General features: G+C 47.9%; 17 protein-coding genes and 1 riboswitch. Of the genes, 14 read left to right on the top strand and 3 right to left on the bottom strand.

Translation table 11 applies throughout. The features are described from left to right. The first annotated feature begins 28 nt into the window (after positions 1-28). Both ABN764_RS23190 and ABN764_RS23195 read left to right on the top strand, forming a co-directional pair. Complete coding sequence (locus ABN764_RS23190) at positions 29-1351, top strand: Spo0E family sporulation regulatory protein-aspartic acid phosphatase (protein WP_446673235.1); 1323 nt, start codon at positions 29-31, stop codon at positions 1349-1351. An 82-nt stretch (positions 1352-1433) separates the two neighbouring features. Next, complete coding sequence (locus ABN764_RS23195) at positions 1434-2762, top strand: Spo0E family sporulation regulatory protein-aspartic acid phosphatase (protein WP_446673236.1); 1329 nt, start codon at positions 1434-1436, stop codon at positions 2760-2762. 136 nt (positions 2763-2898) lie between these two features. On the opposite strand, the gene asd is transcribed toward ABN764_RS23195, so the two are convergent. Continuing rightward, complete coding sequence (asd, locus tag ABN764_RS23200; protein WP_021252702.1) at positions 2899-3717, bottom strand: archaetidylserine decarboxylase; 819 nt, start codon at positions 3715-3717, stop codon at positions 2899-2901. A gap of 160 nt (positions 3718-3877) precedes the next feature. Next, positions 3878-4975: a YheC/YheD family endospore coat-associated protein gene (locus ABN764_RS23205; protein WP_446673237.1), complete on the bottom strand. Its 1098-nt coding sequence runs from the start codon at positions 4973-4975 to the stop codon at positions 3878-3880. A 151-nt stretch (positions 4976-5126) separates the two neighbouring features. Between ABN764_RS23205 and ABN764_RS23210 the strand changes: the two genes are divergently transcribed. The 12 genes from ABN764_RS23210 (at position 5127) to ABN764_RS23265 (ending at position 18971) form a co-directional block, all read left to right on the top strand. Next, positions 5127-6287, top strand: coding sequence for a glycosyltransferase family 4 protein (locus ABN764_RS23210; RefSeq protein WP_446673238.1), 1161 nt, complete (start codon positions 5127-5129; stop codon positions 6285-6287). 93 nt (positions 6288-6380) lie between these two features. Then, positions 6381-10988: a WIAG-tail domain gene (locus ABN764_RS23215; RefSeq protein ID WP_446673239.1), complete on the top strand. Its 4608-nt coding sequence runs from the start codon at positions 6381-6383 to the stop codon at positions 10986-10988. 203 nt (positions 10989-11191) lie between these two features. Further along, positions 11192-12022: a glycosyltransferase family 2 protein gene (locus tag ABN764_RS23220; RefSeq protein ID WP_446673240.1), complete on the top strand. Its 831-nt coding sequence runs from the start codon at positions 11192-11194 to the stop codon at positions 12020-12022. Positions 12023-12217: 195 nt separating this feature from the next. Then, the gene (locus ABN764_RS23225) at positions 12218-13207 is read left to right on the top strand and encodes a glycosyltransferase family 2 protein (protein ID WP_315747153.1); all 990 of its coding nucleotides are present in this window, start codon (positions 12218-12220) and stop codon (positions 13205-13207) included. A 122-nt stretch (positions 13208-13329) separates the two neighbouring features. Continuing rightward, positions 13330-14061, top strand: coding sequence for a sugar phosphate nucleotidyltransferase (locus ABN764_RS23230; RefSeq protein WP_072731633.1), 732 nt, complete (start codon positions 13330-13332; stop codon positions 14059-14061). Then, the gene (gene rfbB / locus ABN764_RS23235; protein WP_446673241.1) at positions 14058-15050 is read left to right on the top strand and encodes a dTDP-glucose 4,6-dehydratase; all 993 of its coding nucleotides are present in this window, start codon (positions 14058-14060) and stop codon (positions 15048-15050) included. The genes ABN764_RS23230 and rfbB overlap by 4 nt, the downstream gene beginning before the upstream one ends. Positions 15051-15115: 65 nt before the next feature. Then, on the top strand, positions 15116-16225 hold the full coding sequence (locus ABN764_RS23240) for a GT-D fold domain-containing protein (RefSeq protein WP_446673242.1): 1110 nt from the start codon (positions 15116-15118) through the stop codon (positions 16223-16225). 62 nt (positions 16226-16287) lie between these two features. Further along, on the top strand, positions 16288-17670 hold the full coding sequence (locus tag ABN764_RS23245) for a glycosyltransferase family 2 protein (RefSeq protein WP_174811027.1): 1383 nt from the start codon (positions 16288-16290) through the stop codon (positions 17668-17670). Positions 17671-17717: 47 nt separating this feature from the next. After that, positions 17718-18005, top strand: coding sequence for a nucleoside-diphosphate sugar epimerase (locus tag ABN764_RS23250; RefSeq protein WP_174811028.1), 288 nt, complete (start codon positions 17718-17720; stop codon positions 18003-18005). Between the two features lie 24 nt (positions 18006-18029). Beyond that, entirely contained in the window at positions 18030-18374 is a 345-nt protein-coding gene (locus ABN764_RS23255) for an alpha-helical endospore appendage domain-containing protein (protein WP_065294202.1), read from the top strand. Continuing rightward, positions 18374-18679, top strand: coding sequence for a hypothetical protein (locus ABN764_RS23260; protein ID WP_174811029.1), 306 nt, complete (start codon positions 18374-18376; stop codon positions 18677-18679). Before ABN764_RS23255 ends, ABN764_RS23260 begins: the two co-directional genes overlap by 1 nt. Further along, complete coding sequence (locus tag ABN764_RS23265; RefSeq protein ID WP_174811030.1) at positions 18672-18971, top strand: hypothetical protein; 300 nt, start codon at positions 18672-18674, stop codon at positions 18969-18971. Before ABN764_RS23260 ends, ABN764_RS23265 begins: the two co-directional genes overlap by 8 nt. 193 nt (positions 18972-19164) lie before the next feature. On the opposite strand, the gene ABN764_RS23270 is transcribed toward ABN764_RS23265, so the two are convergent. Continuing rightward, complete coding sequence (locus tag ABN764_RS23270) at positions 19165-19557, bottom strand: hypothetical protein (RefSeq protein WP_072731626.1); 393 nt, start codon at positions 19555-19557, stop codon at positions 19165-19167. A 376-nt stretch (positions 19558-19933) separates the two neighbouring features. Beyond that, positions 19934-20123, top strand: a riboswitch (cyclic di-AMP (ydaO/yuaA leader). Positions 20124-20130 lie beyond the last annotated feature (7 nt).

A 20130-nucleotide genomic window follows, 5' to 3' on the forward strand; every position in this document is an offset into this window, starting at 1 on the left:
TGATATCCTGTAGGCGGAGGAAACATACATGCGTTCCGTTATGGAGTATGAGAAACTAGGGGAACTAATACGATGTTACCGGAATAGGGAGAATAAGACCCAGCAGGATTTTGCAAAAGAAGCAGGTATAGACCATGACAGTGTTATCGCAATTGAAAAAGGGGAAATTCCATTAGAACATGCAGTGCTGAAGTCACTTCTTGCAGTGCTGCATATCCCGATGGCCGAAATAGTGGCTTATCTTGTGACAGAAGAAGTTAGTACAGAATTATGGCTGTCGCTATTAGAGGCATCCTTGCCTAGTCAGGATAGGCGTTTATGCGAAGACATTGTTGTACACGTATTGGCTTGCTGTGATGAGGACTGTGAAGATTTGCTGCTGAGGCTATATCAAATGGTTCAACAATGGAAAGGCAGCATAGAGCTGCGGATTGAGTTACTGGACAATGTGATTTCCTATGCTAGATTACGAGATTTACAGAGCTTGGTTGCAAAAGGATTGTTTTATCGGTATTTAGTGGAACGGGACGATTTCGGTAGGATGGAGGAAACGTTCAAATCCGGACAGTCTGTGCTTCACTACGTCGAGCTTCTCCCTTGTGATGATCGAGTGGTTTTCTATTATAAGTTAGGCGTTCATGCCTATAATTTGCGCTGGTTTAACGACACCATTACATATTGCAAAAAATCCATAATTGAAGATAAAGATAGAAGTGTGTATAGAGGGTATTCCACATTACTTATTTGTTCTTCTTATTATTATCTAGATCAATGTGAAGAAAGTGAGAAATATTTAAAGATTTTTAGTAATATGGACTATCCCTTTGTGCAAGAGAATGTTGATTTTTTGACCGCAAAACTGCACGAAAGAAAAGGAAATACGGAAATAGCAATCTCATTATTGCTCCAATGTTTGAATACATGCTCTTATAAAATGAATATTGTAAATTCACTTCTAGAAGTATACTACTTCAAAAACGATAGTTCTTCTGCCATTCAATTACTTCAACGTGAGCATGAATACCTCAATTTAAAATACACTAACCCAATCTCTATAAAAGGACACGCCTATTATTTCATCAATAAAGGGAAATGGATGCATCGATGGGGGAAAAACAGTGAAGCCATTGATTGTTACATCCAAAGTGTAAGCATGTTTGTTGAACTGACCGAAGCTGATGAAGCTTTGTTACGAAAGATGGAGCTCACACGGTTGAGTATGATCAATGCGGCCAAAACAGGACAGAACTTAACAGACGCCTCTGTTGTGCAGCTCAGTCAAGAGCTTGATATCTATATCGTTGAAATACAGAAAAAGGGGATATTGAAAAGTTCTCTATTAAGAGATTAATAAGAAAAATAAGCGCGATTAACCCTTGTTGTGTCAAGTTTGAGATTCACGATGCATAGCAAGTGTAATGGAGGATACATGCATGGGGGATGCAAAGACGATAAATCAGAACTTGGGAGAGTTGATTCGCTCATATCGACATGAATGGAATATATCCCAGCAGGAACTTGCGAACAGGACTGGCGTAACTAAAAAGAGAATTTTGTTCCTGGAATATGGCGGAGCTCCACGTGATTATGCGATCCTGCAATCTATTTTCTCTATTTTACATATACCTGCTCATGAAGTCGTAACTGCTCTTGCCGCTACAAAGATTCAATCGGAGATATGGTTCTGTCTGCTGCAACAACTCGTGTCGTCTGAAGACGATATCTCACTGGCTAGAGAAGTAATGGTTCATCTAATGGCCTCTCAGGACGAGAATTCTAAAGTGCGTTTTGGGAAGATATTAAGCATCGTACAGCAAGGATCAGGCAGCTTAGAGTCTCGGCTAGAATTAATGGATGATGCAATCATATATGCCCAAAGGCAAGGCTGGCAGACATATGTTGCAAAAGGATTGTTCTATCGGTATTTAGTGGAACGGGATGATTTCAGTAAAATGGAGGAGACCTATCATTCGGGGAAGCAGGTACTTGCCTATGCTGAAAATCTGACCTGCGAAGATCGTGTTATTCTATATTACAAGTTAAGTGTTCACGCTTATACACTGCGCAAGTATAATGACAGTATTGAATTCGGTAAACTACTGCTGGCCTGTGATAAGACAGAGAGCACCTATAAAGCTTACTCCATTTTACTGATTAGTTCTTCTTACTATTATAAATCTCAATTTGAATTGGCAGAGAAGTACCTCAATCGTATTCGATTGACACGCTTCCCGTTCCTGAAGGATCATGTAACTTTTATGCAGGCCCAGCTTCATGAGCAACGGGGAGAAACGGAATCAGCTATCTACCATTTGCAGCTGTGTATGGAGTCATCGACTTACAAATTAAATATTGTAAACTCACTACTTCATATCTATCTTCAACAACGAGATATAGATGCAGCACAACATTTGCTCCAAGGTGAATCAGACTATCTGGAAGAAGACTTCTCCAATCCTATGAAAATCAATGAACTTGCAAACTATTACATTAACAAAGGGAAAGTTATGAGCGGAATAAATAGACAGAAAGAAGCTATCGATTATTTCAAAAAGGGGATATCCATGTTCACTAGATTAACGGAAACGGATGAGGCCTTGCTGAGACAATTGGAGCAGACACGATTGAACATGATCAGTGCTGTAGCGGATGGCCGGAATCTGACAGATGCTACTGTCGTTCGACTTAGTCAAGAGCTGGACGGTTATATTGTGGAATTTCAGAAAAAGAGCATTTTAAAAAGAGCAGTGTTAACTACTTAAAGAAAGTTATAGCGCTTTTCTTTAGTAGTCGGTGCCTGAGAAAATGAGCACAGAAAAAGGGGCTTTTCCAATTGCCATGGTTCATGGCCTATGGAAAAGCCCCTTTTCAGTAAGATGCTATTGAACGCAAGTAGGGTTAGCTCTGTGTCTTCTGTACGCGTTCAGTCTTCGCATGGAACGTCCCCAAGCAATCTCCCATTCTAACCTTGGCGCCGAGCGCTAATCCCTCCAGGGGCTCGAATGTATTCGTTTCTGTCAGCAGCACAACGGTTGATCCGAATTCAAAATAGGCAAGATCCTGCCCCTTCTCGTAGCTGGACTTCACTTTATCATCCGAATAACGGATGCTGCTCACATTGAGTGCCCCAACTTTCACAACCGCTACTTCACCTTGTCCATGTCGTATGTACGTGATAAGTCGTTCGTTGCGGCTAAGTACACGCGGCATATGATGCAGACCAAAATCATTTACTGGATAGACACGCCCAGGCACATGTTCGCTCTCCACAGTGGTCCCCGTAACGGGGGCGTGAATACGATGATAATCGGAAGGACTTAAATACAGCACGAAGCAATAGCCATGACTATATTTTTGTCGATGAGGAGAGTGGTTCAGCATCTCATCGAGAGTATAATCCTGCCCCTTCACATTAAATATACTGCCTTCCTGAATTGGCCCCATACCTGTAATCACTGCATCTACAGGGCTAGCAAGCTGGTCTTCTGCAGCAGAAATAGGACGCATATCTGGCTTAAGCTTGCGAGTGAAGAATTCATTCAAAGTCCCGTATTGATCCATAGGCTTCTCAGCTTCCTCAACACGGATATTGTACGTCTTCGCAAAGGTTGGAATAAATCGGCGGCTTAATCCGGAGTTGGCGAAGCGGCCTGCGATGCGAGATACCCACTTGCGTGAGGATAATTCAGTTAGTAGCCGTAAAAATCTTTTTTTCATTGTTAATTAATCACCTGGTTTATAAGACACCTGAATGAAGGGCGTCCTGTATTTTTCAGCCTCAAGAAACAGAATAAGAAGCATGTTTCCTGTGGACTATCTTGACACAGAACGCCATCATTTTCAATATGATCCTACACAACGCTAAGAATAAAGAGGGTTATTGACTTGCTTGACGAAGCAGAGATGCGCCATAGGCAATGGGATTCACATAGGTTGCTCTCCAACATTCAAGTAAATTAGCCTCACGAAAACTGTAACGTTGATCTCGTCCATTGCATTCGATAAATAAAGGAATTCCATCAGGAGAGATCCCGATATCTAGTCCTAAGTCTGCAAGATGGGGCAGGGTGTGTGATAGCCGTGAAGCGACATCTAAGGAGAAGCGGCTGATTCGTTGGCGAAGGATATCAAGCGGAATATAAGGCAGTGCAGAAGCTGCCAGCAGTTCAAATGGATAGACTGTTCCGCCTTGAGCTACGTTCGTGACGAATGTATGCGATGGTGCAACCTTGCCCACGATTCCTGTGATTTTCCATTCTCCGGTTCCGTCTCGTTGTACGGATACACGCAGATCGAAGGGTCTACCCTTATAGCAAACGAGCGGCAAGAGCTGTTGAACCAAAAAGGCCTTCTTCAGCATTTGGGACTTCACGGATGCGGGCAATTTCCCCTCAGGCATCTCGACGGTTCTCCACTTACGGCCCCCTGTTGACGTTCGCAGCATGTAGGTCGTTCTCCACCCTTTGCTTGTTCGCTCAATTTTGGTGAGCCCTCGTCCTATGCTGCTGTTATTAGGCTTCAGTACAATCGCGTCATAGCGTTCCATGAGTCTGGCGATAGAAGAACGAGTTGCGAGGGTTGTGTCGGGCAAATGTGGGGCGATCATATGATCTGCCTTGAGTACGTTGTGAATGCTCATTTTGCCGTATCGATTGACCTCGTTGAATAAGATAATATTCGCTTGAACCAGAGTGCGGATACGCGCGCGTGAAGTGGGACGCAAATAAATCGCTCGGTTATGAATGACTCGTGGAATAGGCATGCGTCGGCGAACATAGCCAGTCGGCCCTTTTACATACGCGGCTACTTCCATTCGACGGGTATTTACATCTTCAATTCGGAAGAAGCAAGGGATGATTCCGTTCTGACGCGCAGCTTCTTCATAGAACAGGATAGCTTCGTGCTTCGTCTTGCCACGGATGAGTCCACGCAGCAAGGGAGCATTGAACAAAATGCCGATTCGATTATCGGACATGGTCATACCTCCTTAGGGGCAAAAATGCGATATACAAATAGCCATCGGCGATAATGCATCGTATGTATGTCCAGTATTGGCGGTATGGACGAGTGGATGAAGGCATAATGACTAAATTTGATGCTTGGCTAAGCAGATGAGGAGGAACGAAATGCATCTTCAGAAGGTGGCTGTCATTACGCCAGGAACATTCCCGATTCCTTCTGGATCGAGCAGTTCCGTTGAGCGAGTCGTGGAGCATGTGGTAAGCAAGGCTGCTCAGCGAATAGATGCACGAATTTATGCAAGACTGTGGAGCGGCCAGGAAGAGATAGACACGGTTCGGGGTGTTCCTTGTGTTCGAATTCGAGCGAACCATGCACGGATGTACGTGCAGGGGGTTATTCGCAGCATGGCTCAGTTCATGCCTGATACGATTCAAATTGAGAACCGTCCCCGATTTGTTCTCCCTATCAAGCGTTCCTTTCCCAATGCCCAAATCATATTGAATCTTCACTCCGTCACCTTCATGAGCCGCAAGCATATTCCCCTGAAATTATTAAGGTCATCACTTCGAGCGGCAGATCGGATTTTCGTCAACAGCCGCTATTTATATCGCAAAGTTGCAGCAGTCTGTCCAAGTTGTGCTTCGCGAATCGTAGTGAATACATTAGGAGTTGACCAAGAGCGATTCCGCTCTAAATGGACGGAAGAAGGAATGCAGCGTTCTGAAGCAGGCAAGGACATGCTAGGTTGGGCGGATCGCAAAATCATTCTATATGTCGGGCGTCTTATTCCCTTAAAGGGAGTTCATCATTTATTGAAGGCCATTCCGCGTGTCATTGCGAGGCAGCCTAAGGCGCTATTTGTCATCGTCGGCAGCGCGTTTTATGGATCTGCACGGAGAACCGTCTATGTGCGTAAGCTTGAGCGTTTGGGCAGAGTGTATCCGAAGCACGTTAGATTCGTCCCTTATGTATCCCATGAACAAATACCGGATTGGTATTTGCTAGCGGATGTTGTAGTCATGCCTTCGGTCGAGAAGGAGGCATTCGGTTTAGTCAATGTGGAAGCGATGGCTTCTGGAGTTCCTGTACTTGCAACACGTGTCGGAGGCATTCAAGAGGTTGTTGCAGACGGGATTACAGGCGTGCTCGTGCGGCCGTTTCGGCTAAGCATACGGCTTGCGAATGAACTAAACCGGTTATTGGATGATGATGAACGAAGAAAGAGAATGGGGGAAGCGGCTGTGGAACATGTACAGAATCATTTTACATGGGACAAAACAGCCGAGCGGTGGGCTAACGGAATAGGAGCTCCTGCAGAGCAATAGATTCATACGTATAGGCGAGTGTCGGGGAGAGCACTGGGTGCATATGATGGATTAGGTGTAGGTAGAAGCCCATCGGAAAGGAGAGAGTGCAGCGTGAAAAAGAAAAAAGGGAGCTTGTCCCCGAAAGGAAAGAGGCCTTCCTATTATGTAGATAATCCGAATAGGTCGGAACTGAAAATGTTGGATCGATTATCGAAATCTAAGCCTAGTTTGGATCAATTATCGAAATCTGAGACCAATTTGGATCAACTATCTAAATCTAAGCCCGATAGTGTTGCACAGTCCAAGAAAGCTAACATCAATGCGTTTGCGACAGCACAGGAAGAAATGAACCATCTGATGAAACAAGCAAAGCTGGCTCTTCAGCAGGCAAAGAGAGGCAATGTTGCCATGAAGCAGCCCACAGCAGGTGAAGGTTCTTCGAAGTCGAAGACACCATCTTTGGATGCCCATGTAAGTAGAGAAGAGAACATACCAACGCCTGTACCTCCATTCACTATATCCCCAGACATTGAGCATAGCGAGCAGAAGGCGCAGTCCACTCAAGATTCGGAAGTCGAAGCTTCCACACTCACTGGCGTAAACGCACCTTCATCGAAGCAAGCAGATAGCAAGCTTTCGAAAGCAACCCGCACAGAAAAGAAGAAGACTAAAAATCCATCAAAGCCTATTAGAGGAACGGTGTCCCAAGATGTAGAGGTTGAAGCTTCCTCAGTTGATGCTTCCTCTATGGACGCACTCCATATGCTTGAAAACAATGCGCTTGAGCAAACAGAGCAGAAGGTAGACGTTGATGCAGTAATAGCTGTGCAGGCAGAGAAGGAAAAACGGCTTTTCGAGAAGAGAAGCATTTTCCGGCCAAAAGCGATTGTATATACCGATGATATCGTGGATGAGGCTGTTACCAATGAGAAACTGGCTGCGTATTCGATAAGCGGATCCAAGATTAAACGTGAGAGCATTGATTCTGATGCGCTAAAGGATCATTCTGTCACATCGATTAAAATTGCAGATGAAGCGATCACTGGCGGGAAGATCGCTCCTGATTCGATTATGGGTGAGCACCTCATTCGCAATGCGATTTCAGGCAGTAAAATTCGAGATCGTTCTATTACAGGAGGCAAAATTAAGGACGGCAGTATAACCTCCGAGAAGCTGGCTGATAAGACGATCGATTCTGATAAATTAGCGGAAGGCTCTATTCATACGAAGCATTTGAGCGAACTAATCATCTCGAATGAATTGATTCAAGACCAATCCATAACCTCTGAAAAGATACGCAGCGGTGCGATCCATACGGAAAACTTGGCCAATGGCGCTGTGGACACATCCAAGCTTAGTGATGATGTAGTCACGAATTCGAAGCTGCGGAATCATGCTGTAACGAGCGATAAAATAGCCCCCTCTAGCATTGTTAGCGACCATTTAGCTGATGAAATTATTGTGAGTCGTATCATCGCTGAACGTGCTGTTGAGAGTCGGCATATTGGTTCCAACCAAATTGAAGGCTCACATCTTACCCCGAATATGATTAGCAGCTATCATCTACAGCCTCAATCAATTCATTCGATCCATCTTGCAGCAGAAACAGTTCAATCTGCCCATTTGCAGAAGGAAGCGGTCCATCAGAAGCATGTGCGCGAAGGAGAAATTCATAGCTGGCATTTGCACGAACAGGCTGTAACGACAGATAAATTAGCGGATCAATCAGTCGCAACAGCGAAGTTGATAGATCAAGCCGTCACTTCCTCCAAAATCGCCGATCAGAGTATTACTTCGCAAAAAATTGCAGATTCCATGATTCAGTCTCGTCATGTTGTCAAGCATGCAATAAGTACGCAGCAGATCGCACCACTTGCCATAGTCGGTCTTCATATTCAGGAAGAGGCGATCGGCGGGGAGCATATTGAGCAAGATAGCATTGCAAATCGGCATGTGCAGGACGGGGCAATTGATAAGCGTACGATTACTTCAGGCGCAGTACAAGGGCGACATTTAGACGCGAATGCTGTTAACACAGCGCATCTCGTAGATGAGGCAGTGACAACAAGCAAGTTGGGTGTACACAGCGTTACCTCTTTGCAGCTCGCTGATGAGGCGGTTACTCGTCAAAAGCTGACGAATCAAAGTGTGACGGCTGAGATATTGGCTGACGATAGCGTAACTTCCCGTCACATCAGTGCGGGTGCAGTAGGGGCCAAGGAAATAGAACTGTACTCCATCAAGGATGAACATATTTCACCTGGAGCAATTAGCGACGAACATATCCGAGCTCAATCGATTGATGCGGCTATGCTGAAGCAAGAAGCGGTAACGAGTGAGAAGATTGCTCCGCATGCTGTACGAGACAGACACATAGGTTCATCCTCCATATACTCCCATCACTTGGCTGATCATGTGGTTACATCCCTCAAGTTGTCCCCAGAGAGTGTATCCAGCGACAAGTTAAGTGATATGTCGGTTACATCCAGCAAGCTTGCGAATAAGAGTGTTACTTCTGAGAAATTAGCAGCGGGCAGTGTAGAATCCATCCATTTGACAAAAGGTGCAGTAAGCTCGGAAGCAATTGCCTATCAAGCTGTTGATGCGGAGCATCTTGCTCCCGGATTGGTATCAGGCAAGCATGTAGAAGCGCAGGCGATTGACACCTATCAGCTTGCAGAACAGTCAGTAACGGCCTCCAAGCTGGCTCCAGGGTCAGTGGAAGGGACACATATTCAGCCACAGGCTGTTGCGGACGAACACTTGGCATCTGGGGCAGTTCGTATTGAACATCTCGATGATGAATTGTTTACGATGTTGAATAATCTCGTCAATCCCCCACCAGCAGAGCCCATAATCATTGGATCGTCTCAACTTGAACCATTTGCTGTAACGAAAGACCATATAGGGCCCAACGCTATCCATGCAAAACATATATCAGTAGCAGCTATCCATGGATCTCATCTGGCGGCAGGAGAAATAAACAGCCAGCATATGGCCAGCGGCTCGATTGATGAGGAGCATATCGCAGCAAATGCTGTGCATGGGCATCATCTTGCCCCGGAGAGTGTAGAATCGATTCATGTGCAGCCGGAGTGTATCCAAGCTCAGCACATTAGCCAAGGAGCGATAAGCTCGGAGCATGTGAGTCAAGGGGCAATAACAGCAGAGCATGTGAGTCAAGGGGCAATAACAGCGGAGCATGTGAGCCAAGGAGCAATAAGCTCGGAGCATGTGAGTCAAGGGGCAATAAGCTCGGAGCATGTGAGTCAAGGGGCAATAAGCTCGGAGCATGTGAGTCAAGGGGCAATAACAGCGGAGCATGTGAGTCAAGGGGCAATAAGCTCGGAGCACGTGAGCCAAGGAGCAATAAGCTCGGAGCATGTGAGTCAAGGGGCAATAAGCTCGGAGCACGTGAGCCAAGGAGCCATAACAGCGGAGCATGTGAGTCAAGGGGCAATAAGCTCGGAGCACGTGAGCCAAGGAGCCATAACAGCGGAGCATGTGAGCCACGGGGCAATAAGCTCGGAGCACGTAAGCCACAGAGCAATAAGCTCGGAGCACGTGAGCCAAGGAGCCATAACAGCGGAGCATGTGAGTCAAGGGGCAATAAGCTCGGAGCACGTGAGCCAAGGAGCCATAACAGCGGAGCATGTGAGTCAAGGGGCAATAACAGCGGAGCACGTAAGCCAAGGAGCGATAAGCTCAGAGCACGTGAGCCACGGGGCCATAACAGCGGAGCACGTGAGCCACGGGGCAATAAGCTCGGAGCATGTGAGTCAAGGGGCAATAAGCTCGGAGCATGTGAGTCAAGGGGCAATAACAGCGGAGCATGTGAGTCAAGGGGCAATAAGCTCGGAGCACGTGAGCCAAGGAGCGATAAGCTCGGAGCATGTGAGTCAAGGGGCAATAACAGCGGAGCATGTGAGTCAAGGGGCAATAACAGCGGAGCATGTGAGCCAAGGAGCGATAAGCTCGGAGCATGTGAGTCAAGGGGCAATAACAGCGGAGCACGTGAGCCAAGGAGCGATAAGCTCGGAGCATGTGAGTCAAGGGGCAATAACAGCGGAGCACGTGAGCCAAGGAGCGATAACTGCGGAGCACGTGAGCCAAGGAGCGATAAGCTCGGAGCATGTGAGTCAAGGGGCAATAGCTGCGGAGCACGTGAGCCAAGGAGCGATAGGCTCGGAGCATGTGAGCCACGGGGCGATAACAGCGGAGCATATCAGCCAAGGAGCAATAAGTTCTGAGCATGTGAGCCATGGGGCGATAACATCGGAGCACGTGAGCCACGGGGCAATAAGCTCAGAGCACGTGAGTCAAGGAGCGATAAGCTCGGAGCATGTGAGTCAAGGGGCAATAACAGCGGAGCACGTGAGCCAAGGAGCGATAGGCTCGGAGCATGTGAGCCTTGGGGCAATAACGCCAGAACATTGTACGTTCTCGTCTATTCGTACTACATCGGCGAGAACCTCTGCACTGCAGCAATTCGGGATGTCGTCTTTCGCTTTCCGTGAACTAGATGAGAAGATTGAGTTAACGATACAATTCGAAGAAGCTTATCCGCATGAAAACTATGTATTTGTCGCAATGACCAACCATTCTTCTTGTTATGCAGTTCTGAAGTCGCAGTTCGCGGATCATGTCGTCATTGAAATTATCCGTATACGCATCGGTCCACAACCGGAAGGATTCGTGTCGTGGATCGTAATTGGATAGCTCAAGAACACTTCGCAAATAACGATTCGTGATTATGGGTAACCGTCAGTGCCAACATGGCTCTGGCGGTTATTCACCCACGTATTTCAGCCGTTTATCCCCGCTAATCCCTCGTGTATGTACAGATGCCGTTACAACTTATCAGGTAGGCACATACAATGTGGTGGTTACACAGGCATAACTGTCCTAGGGGGTGAAGCGAATTGCGGAGAGTGAAACTGCGTCGGCGTCGGCTCCGTTCTACAAAAAAGCGTAAACGGAGAATGCGCAGATGGAGTCCCAAGCTAAAAATACCTGCACATTCTTATCCGGTCTTATCCGTGATCATTCCTGTCTTAAATGAACGCCGCACGCTGTCAAAAGTCATTGAACAGGCTGCCCGAGTCCATCCAAGGACAGAAGTTATCGTGGTATCGAACGGCAGTACAGACGGATCAGATCGGATTGCTGAGTCAATGGGAGCCCGGGTGCTCCGATATGATCAGCCATTAGGGCATGACATAGGGCGAACCGTTGGGGCACAGGCAGCTCGGGGGAATATTTTATTATTCTTGGATGGCGATATGGTGATCGCATCCTCGAAGCTCAGACCTTATATACGGAAGGTTGAAGAAGGCAAAGACATTGTACTTAATGACTATTCAGGACCTGTGAATCGCCATGAAGTGCATCAGGTCGTCTTGGCCAAGCATGCGCTTAACGCGCTGCTATCACGTCCTGACTTGAAGGGGGCATCAATGACAGCGGTGCCCCACGTCATTAGCCGTCGGGGATTGGAAGTTATCGGAGCGGATGCGTTGTCCGTACCGCCGCTCGCACAGGCCATGGCCATCAACAAAGGGCTCGTTGTCACGACCGCTCCTTCCATCGATGTAGGGAAATTGAACCGAATTCGCACCAAAGGGCACATAGCGGATCCATTAGAACAGCTCATCAATGACGATCATATGCGGGCAGTTTGCTGGCTGCTCGAACAGGCTGGAGATCGTGGTGGACATACTGACTTGACTAGACAACGATGGCGGGTGAATTAAGTGAAACTAAGGAGAAAGCGACAACGGCGCATCAAGATACGGCGTAGAACCCGGCAAGTATTCAGCGTGGCCAGTCGGCGGCGACGCAAAAAAATCCGCCAGCGGAAATCCCAACGGAGGACGAGGAGGAAGCCTCGCCCAATTGCTCCGAAGGTTAGCATCACGGCTGTTCCCCGCGTCCCACGGGAAATGTGCATGGAGGCCTCAAGGGCTGGACAGGTGCAAGGCATCGAATACGCTATGCAACAAGAAGTGTCGACAGAAGTCCCGCGCCCAATCGTCAAGAATGAGATGCAGAGGCGGTTTGCATCGTTTATGGAGCCTTATCGCCCCATCCTGCGGCACTTTGAGTGGATAAGGGCTATGGCTGAATCGTTCCGAGACGGGTTCGTACAGAGTCGTTTCCCTCAGGCTGCAGATGCGGTGCTTGTGCCGACAACGAAGCGTGTAGACGTCGTGCTCAGCGCATGCAATGAGGAGAGAAGCATTGGAGCTGTTCTGCAGCAATTGCAGCAATTGTCGCTAAATGATCTCTTTGTCATTATCAATGGTTCCAAAGACGGTACGCTGCAGGTCGCCAAAGAGCAGGCCCAGGAGGCAACCATTGTTCATTATACCGATCCGCTAGGGCACGATATAGGCCGCTCAATAGGGGCAAGGCTGTCGGACGCTGATATTGTATTGTTTATGGATGGGGACTTTCCAGTATCTGCTGATAATTTGGCTCCGTTCATATGGGCAATTGAGACGGGGGTCGATGTTGCACTGAATAATATTACTCCATTACTTCATCATTTCGGACAGCAGGATGGAATTACGCACTGCAAGCAATGGCTCAATCGCTGCTTGGGGAGAGAAGATCTGTATGCGAACTCAATGACAGCAGTTCCGCATGCCCTTAGCCGCCATGCCATCGAGACGGTGGGTGAAGAGGCGCTCTGTGTTCCACCCAAGGCGCAGGCACTTGCTATCGTACGGGGGCTCCATGTTCAGGCCGTACAGGTCGTGGACGTCATTCATAATAACCGAATTAGACAAACGAATGTCGGAGCAAGCAATCCGGTTGCCACATTAATTCTTGGCGATCACATGGAAGCCTTTCAGGCGCTAATGATGGAGAGGGATACAGTTCAGACAGACAACGTGGAGCGAGAGCGCATTGCAAGGGGAAGAAATGTTGGTTGAAGAAATCATATCCGTATCCACACACCAGTATGATCATTTCAACATATAATGCGCGCAAGTAACGGATAAATGTGCGAGATCAAGTATCGAACGCATATGTTCATGTAGGGAGGATGTACGTCATGAAGGGCATCATATTGGCTGGGGGGACTGGAACCCGTCTCTATCCACTGACCAAGCTAATGAATAAGCACTTAATACCTGTAGGCAAACATCCTATGGTTAGCTATGGGATAGAACGATTGCGCTCAGCGGGCATAACCGACATTTTCATGGTGATTGGTAAAATGTCTGCTTCGTTGTATACCGAGTATTACGGCAGCGGCCAGTCTATGGGGGTGCGCATAACGTATGCAATTCAAGATGAAGCAGGGGGCATCGCGCAGGCGCTGTCATTGGCAGAGCCCTATTTGACGCGGGATGAGAAGTTTGTTGTGTTGCTGGGCGACAACTTATTTTTGGACAATTTAACCCCTTATGTAGAAGCGTTTCATCAACAAGATGCTGGAGAGGCCCGTATTCTGCTCAAAAAAGTCAAGGATCCGCATCGATACGGCGTCCCTAAATTCGATAGAGAGCATCAAGATCGAATAGCATGCATTGTAGAAAAGCCAAAAAGCCCCCCATCATCCTATTGTGTTACTGGCATATACATGTACGATACTCAGGTGTTCGAACATATTCGTGCAATTGAGCCATCCGCGCGAGGGGAACTGGAAATTACCGACGTGAACAACTGCTACGCGCAAGCTGGCAAGCTGCAATACAATACGCTTCAGCAATGGTGGATCGATGCGGGTACATTCGATTCCTTATCAGAGGCTTCGCAGCAATTGTGGGAGGTGCGGTTGTGACGCATTTGCTCGTAACCGGCGGCATGGGATTTATCGGGAGCAACTTTATTTTATATATGCTCTCTCAATATGAGGGATTGCGCATTACGAATTTGGATGCACTCACTTACGCTGGCAACCCAGATAATGTGGGGGACGTTGTAACATCCGGTCGTTATCGTTTTATTAAAGCGGACATTACAGATCAGGCGCGTCTCGAACAGATCTTTGCGGAGACGGCGTATGATGCGGTTGTCCATTTCGCGGCCGAGTCCCATGTTGATCGCAGCATTTCTGATCCAGAGGCATTTGTTCGTGCGAATGTATTTGGAACACTTCAGCTGCTGGAAGCTGCGAAGCGTCACCAGATCTCGAAGTTCATTCATGTATCTACGGATGAAGTATATGGATCGCTAGGCAATACAGGTTATTTCACAGAAGAGTCTCCATTGGCGCCGAACAGCCCCTATTCTGCATCGAAAGCGGGATCTGACTTGCTTGTGCGAGCTTATGCACATACGTATGGAATGCCTGTTGTAATTACTCGATGCTCCAATAATTATGGACCAAGACAGTTCCCAGAGAAGCTTATTCCGACGATTATCCTGCGTGCATTGCATGATGAACCGATTCCTGTATATGGTGATGGGATGTACGTACGGGATTGGCTGTATGTTACAGACCATTGTGCGGCAATTGATGCGGCATTGAGAGCGGGCAAGGCAGGGGAAGTCTATAACATTGGCGGGCATAATGAGCGTACGAATATTGACATCGTGAAGATGATTCTTCAAGTGCTGGATAAACCGGAATCACTCATCTCCTTTACCTCAGATCGTCCTGGACACGACAAGCGTTATGCCATTGACCCAGCAAAAAGTGAGCGTGAGTTGGGATGGCGCCCAACCGTCAATCTGGAGCAAGGGATGCAGGAAACGATCGATTGGTATGTATCCAACCGAACTTGGTGGGAGAGGGTTCGGACCGGCGCTTATTTAGGCGCACGCTGATTCAGGCTTCAGGCATATAGGCTTTATAGGCAGATAACTGCATGATGACAAGGGAAGGTGAAGGCATGAGTACGACTGTGGGCCGCAAGAGGCCGCTGCTTATTCTAACTACAGCTTCTATTCGTACTCCACGCAAAAGAAAGCGTCGCCCGCTTGGCAAGCGATTGCGAACAAAGAATGGTCGAGTGGGCAGTCTGAGACGCAAAGGGGCGCGAAGAGGGTTACGGAAAAAGGGGGTTCTGAGATCGAGGCTATCGAAGCTATCGAAGCAGTCGAGGCTGCCGAAGCTAGGAAAAAACGACCCTGTTATTCATCAATTCATTCCAACCATCCCCAATCTGGAGGATGAGAAGCGGCTTAGCTTTGAAGATGGATACCGTCATGGAAGGTATGAGGGAGGCGAGTTGATTCTGGCGAATTTATTGCCTGAGAATACGTATCTCCCTGATATATCCGTAGAAGACGTCATCACTGCAGGCTTCGAACAGTTCCGGCATCAGTTGCAGTCGTTCATAGAACCGGAGGCAGTATGCGCAGAGCTTCATAAGGCGCTGGAAGAGCGAAGACCGATGTCCCTTGTCCGACTTGGTGATGGAGAGATGTTCGCCTTGGCACATGATAAAGTCGTTTCGACTGAACTCGTGCGTAGACATGGCGATTTCCTGGCCTATGCAGGACTTGAAATTCCTGATCATAATTGCCGGGAACAATTGGCTGAAGCTGTGCGCAAAGCGTCATTTGTCGGTGTACCTACCTTCCGTTCTCCGAATTTCCATGGCCTCCTCTTGCCGGTGCTTCGTGCACATGGCATACACATGGGTGATATGAGGCTGACCGTTTCGACAGTGAATTACGCTATTGCATTGCAGGGACACCTGTATGGCTTGCTTAGAAGGCGCCGCGTATTGACTGTGGGCAATGCCGCCGTGGGATTAGCATCCATGTTGAGGAAGCGAGGAATTACAGTAACCGGTACAATTGCTCCTGTTCGGGGGACAACGGATATCCCACGCATTCTAGATGAGGTGTCCCGATATGAATTTGATATCGCTTTGGTAGCGGCAGGAATTCCAGCGGTCATCCTGGCACAGCAAATAGCAGAGCGATACAACAAAGTGGCCATTGATTTCGGCCATTTAGCGAATAAGATCGCGGATGGAGTCATTGCAATATGAAGTTGAGATTGGATTCGGTAGTGTGAACTTGCATTAAGGGGAAGGGGAGGTGTGACACGTTAATGACTCGACATCGTCGGCCGGTACTGCAGAAGACGCGGAGGGCAGGAGCTCGAACATCAAACAGCACACACCAGCTATCAGGGAAGGGCAAGGGTGACCGAAGGCAAGACCGATTCGATCATGGTTATTCGTTAGGTTATGTCAGAGGCTTTCAGGCAGGTCAAGAACGGTATGGCACCCCATTCGACGGAACGAGCATCATTTTACCTGTTTATAATCAACGGAATCAGCTGGAGCAGTGCTTGGACAGTATTTTCTCGAATACGGACAGACCAATCGAAGTGATCGTTGTTGATGATGCCTCCACCGATGATACGCTGGCCTATCTGCAAAGGCTTAGCGGACAGATTAGATATCACAGCCATGAGACCAATCGAGGTCTGGCAAGTGCAATCAATACTGGATTGATGATGTCCAAAGGCAGCACGATATGCATATTGAACAGTGATACGCTCGTAACGCCGAAGTGGTTGTCCGGTATGCTGAATTGCTTACACAGCAACATAGAATTTGGTATGGTTGGATCAGTGTCGAACCGTGTTGACGGCGAGCAGCAGATACCTGTGCCTTACGAACATGTCCAAGATATGTATGACTTTGCTGCTGAATATAATATCCCAGATGCAAGCCGGTGGCATAGCACAGATCGTTTGTTCCATGTGTGCCGCCTTATGCGCCGCAGCACATTTGAAGCGAATGGATACTTTGATGAGCGATTTGAGAATAGCGGATTTGCAGATGAAGATTATCATTTGCGCATGCGGCTGCTAGGGCTCAAGCTTATCGTATCGAGGGACGTATTTATCCATCGCTCGTTCCAAGCAAGCCTGCAGGAGCAGGACGGTCACACTCAATCTAGTCAGGATAAGCATGCGGCTTTCTTTCAAGAGAAGTGGGGCAATGCTTATGATTGGCTTCAGCGTATTCGTACGCAGCATGGGATGCTTGCGGGCCGGCAATGTCAGGCATTTTATCCGTCTCAGGTGGCAGTTACTGGACTAAACGATGCAAATTATTGGATTGAAAATGGGGCAAAACGTCCAGTTCAAGGGGAGTTGCGTATCCCGATTGTAAGGGTAAGTCAGCTTGAATTGCGAGGCTGGCCAACAGGAGTACCAATTGAGGCTGCTGCGGTTGCGGAGAAATGGAGTAAACAGCATGCAACAGAGGGAAAGATTCCTGACGGTGCTGTATTTAAAACGGAACTAGGAAAGTATTATCGTCGTGAGGGTGAAGCATGCAGAGAGCTTGTTAGTGATCATGCGCTGAACCGCTGGGGATTCGCTGATAAGGTAGCAATCCGTACGGAACAAGAGAGAAGCGACCTTACGGAACAGTTGCCAATTATGGCGCACCCGGTCATTCATTCCTATCACATTTGAGGAATTGAAGAATGGAAGCTAGGCCTTGTGCTTGGGAGGGGAGAATATTGCAACATTTTATCACGGACATGATTGGTCAAATGTCATATACGCAGCGGCATATGGCGCGCGTGCTTGACGCAGAGCGGCATGTAGCGGCTCGCATGGCGCAAATCGTGCATGCACTGCCGGATGTTGACCCTCAATTCGGGGGGGAGAACGATTATAAGGAATACTCCCAGGCATTAACGAAAAGTATCGTAGCTTATCTGAACGGAATCGCAGAGCTAGAGGAAGCGATGGCGGAACAGCTGCAGTATGTGTTGAAGGAGATTTCGGATGATGCAGAGGAATAATGCGCATGCAAGGGGGGGATCTGCATGAATAGAGAACAGTCCTATCACGGCATTCTGGAGGCTATGGCCAAGATGCAGGGCAATGTAGCGAAGATCCTAGAAGCTAAAGCAGTAGAGGCCGAGAAGATGCGCAACTGGACGTTGAATCATATGACAGAGCATTCGTTCACGAATCATCGGGAACAGATTGTCGAACCTCTTGACGTGCATGCGCAAGTGGTTGAAGTAATCGAGAGTTTGACGAAGCTGCAAGTCAGTCTGTCCCACAATATGAAGGTACTGCTCCGGCGTGAGGAATCCGAGGGTTACGGGGATAGCCTCGGAGGGGGCATGTTGAATGGAGAGTTCGGAATAGGAGACAAAATGTAATGGCTGCAGCGCACGAGGAGCAGCAGGTGCAGATTGAAATGATCAAGGCTATTGTGCAGAGCCAATCCGCATTGGCACGTATGTTGAATCAAATGGCTGACCTCACAGCACATTCAGATGCTGCAACGAAATTGCTCAAGGACAATATTCGTCTGTTGTCCATGTATCAGCTTGCACTATGCGGCATGGTCACAGGTTTTCAGACCCGTATTCACAAGACAGGCACAGCTGCGCCTCCATGGCTGCATCCGGATTGTCAATTCGAGGAGATGAGAGTGGAGGAGGGAGAAGTTGCAAGTGAATAAGCTGAAGCGAGCACGGAGATCCCGGCGGCAAATAGGACAGCAGAAGTTGGTGAGCGGCATTGGATCAACGGGAAGCGTAAGGAAAGCGGGCAAGCAGGTTGCGCAACGGAAATCGCAACGCCGTCTTCAGATTGTGAAGCAGCCCGATCGTCGGCGTACAACGAAGCAATTTGCCTCAACACATTCGACTCATCATCGCATTCAGCATCCTGCATATCAAGATGGATATCGGGTGGGGTATGCGAAAGGATATGAAGATGCACATCAACTGTCCTATGCCAATCAAGCATAACGAAGTGAACAGTCTGACACTTGCATGGGCAAGAGGAGGGCTGTTTTTTAATGGCTATCGAGTGATAGGATTCGGGCAAGAAGGAACTTGAACAAGTATCACGTTTGGGTAAACGGGGTAGAACGATGCGCAGTTGTATGCCTGCGCATCGTCAGAAACTTGATTTTCGTTTACAGCTCTCTATAAATTGGTTTCAAGGGGAGAGACATAGCTTCCTGCTTGAATGTGGCTCCAGTTGTATGACGTCAAGCGTGGTTCCGCCTACCAGAGGTAGATCGAGCCACATGCGCATAACGCTTACTCCCCATGCACGAGGAATGATCGTATCCCACATGATTCCACGCTGCTGCACTTCCCATTGGGAGATCGCCTTGTGAGCTCGTAGACGAGTGCTGCCGCTATAGTTGTGTTCCGCACTGTCGAGTAGCTGTTCACGCGGTTGAAGTCGAATATAAACCAGGTCGGAAGCAAGATGAACGTCCATCTCTTCTGGTTGAACGATTCTGTCTCCATGCTGCTCGCTCCATTTTCCCCAGTGTTCAGATAGCTTGTGACTTAGTAATTGTGCAAGTTCTAGGTCTTGCATATCGTGCCTCCTCTCGATGAGATGCAATATCTGCCGTGCAGATCAAAATCGATTGCAAGCAGCGTCTCAGTTGTTGTGCGTATCCTACCTTTTGGAATAGAGATTGTAAATAGAATCCAATCCAGGAAATCCAAACAAATGGTCAAACAAAGCGTTTACATACAGGTATTTATTTAAATTTCTTTGTTTTTCTCATGAAATCATCGCCGCATAAGCAAAGTTGAGAAATTGCGAGGTAATGATGCTGTAATGAGAGATAAGATGGGATTAGTTGATCACAATTGCCCGGAAATGGAGAAATTATGGTTTTCATTTCATTTACAGCAGGAGGGGGAAAGGCGTAAGATTCAGTTCAGCAACAACAACGTTATCCGTTGCGTCTCAATCGCTGAATTCCGCAGGAAGCGGAAGCGGGGGAACCAATCAAGTGAATGGAGCTGAGTGGACAGTCAGCAGCCACCGTTCGCATGGGGTGAATCCGGCACAGGATTACTGTCCTGGCTGGTAGGGCGACTCTTCGCGCCCGAATCCGTCAGCTAACCTCGTAAGCGTACGGGAGAGGCGCGCCTGATC

The organism is Paenibacillus wuxiensis (assembly GCF_040195695.1).
Lineage (GTDB): Bacteria > Bacillota > Bacilli > Paenibacillales > Paenibacillaceae > Paenibacillus_B > Paenibacillus_B suaedae.

Excerpts from the sequence above, each read along its gene's own strand:
- ABN764_RS23190 (WP_446673235.1), top strand. The coding sequence starts at position 29 with ATGCGTTCCGTTATGGAGTATGAGAAACTAGGGGAACTAATACGATGT.
- ABN764_RS23195 (WP_446673236.1), top strand. The coding sequence starts at position 1,434 with ATGGGGGATGCAAAGACGATAAATCAGAACTTGGGAGAGTTGATTCGC.
- asd (WP_021252702.1), bottom strand. The coding sequence starts at position 3,717 with ATGAAAAAAAGATTTTTACGGCTACTAACTGAATTATCCTCACGCAAG.
- ABN764_RS23205 (WP_446673237.1), bottom strand. The coding sequence starts at position 4,975 with ATGTCCGATAATCGAATCGGCATTTTGTTCAATGCTCCCTTGCTGCGT.
- ABN764_RS23210 (WP_446673238.1), top strand. The coding sequence starts at position 5,127 with ATGCATCTTCAGAAGGTGGCTGTCATTACGCCAGGAACATTCCCGATT.
- ABN764_RS23225 (WP_315747153.1), top strand. The coding sequence starts at position 12,218 with ATGGAGGCCTCAAGGGCTGGACAGGTGCAAGGCATCGAATACGCTATG.
- ABN764_RS23230 (WP_072731633.1), top strand. The coding sequence starts at position 13,330 with ATGAAGGGCATCATATTGGCTGGGGGGACTGGAACCCGTCTCTATCCA.
- ABN764_RS23240 (WP_446673242.1), top strand. The coding sequence starts at position 15,116 with ATGAGTACGACTGTGGGCCGCAAGAGGCCGCTGCTTATTCTAACTACA.
- ABN764_RS23245 (WP_174811027.1), top strand. The coding sequence starts at position 16,288 with ATGACTCGACATCGTCGGCCGGTACTGCAGAAGACGCGGAGGGCAGGA.
- ABN764_RS23255 (WP_065294202.1), top strand. The coding sequence starts at position 18,030 with ATGAATAGAGAACAGTCCTATCACGGCATTCTGGAGGCTATGGCCAAG.
- ABN764_RS23260 (WP_174811029.1), top strand. The coding sequence starts at position 18,374 with ATGGCTGCAGCGCACGAGGAGCAGCAGGTGCAGATTGAAATGATCAAG.
- ABN764_RS23270 (WP_072731626.1), bottom strand. The coding sequence starts at position 19,557 with ATGCAAGACCTAGAACTTGCACAATTACTAAGTCACAAGCTATCTGAA.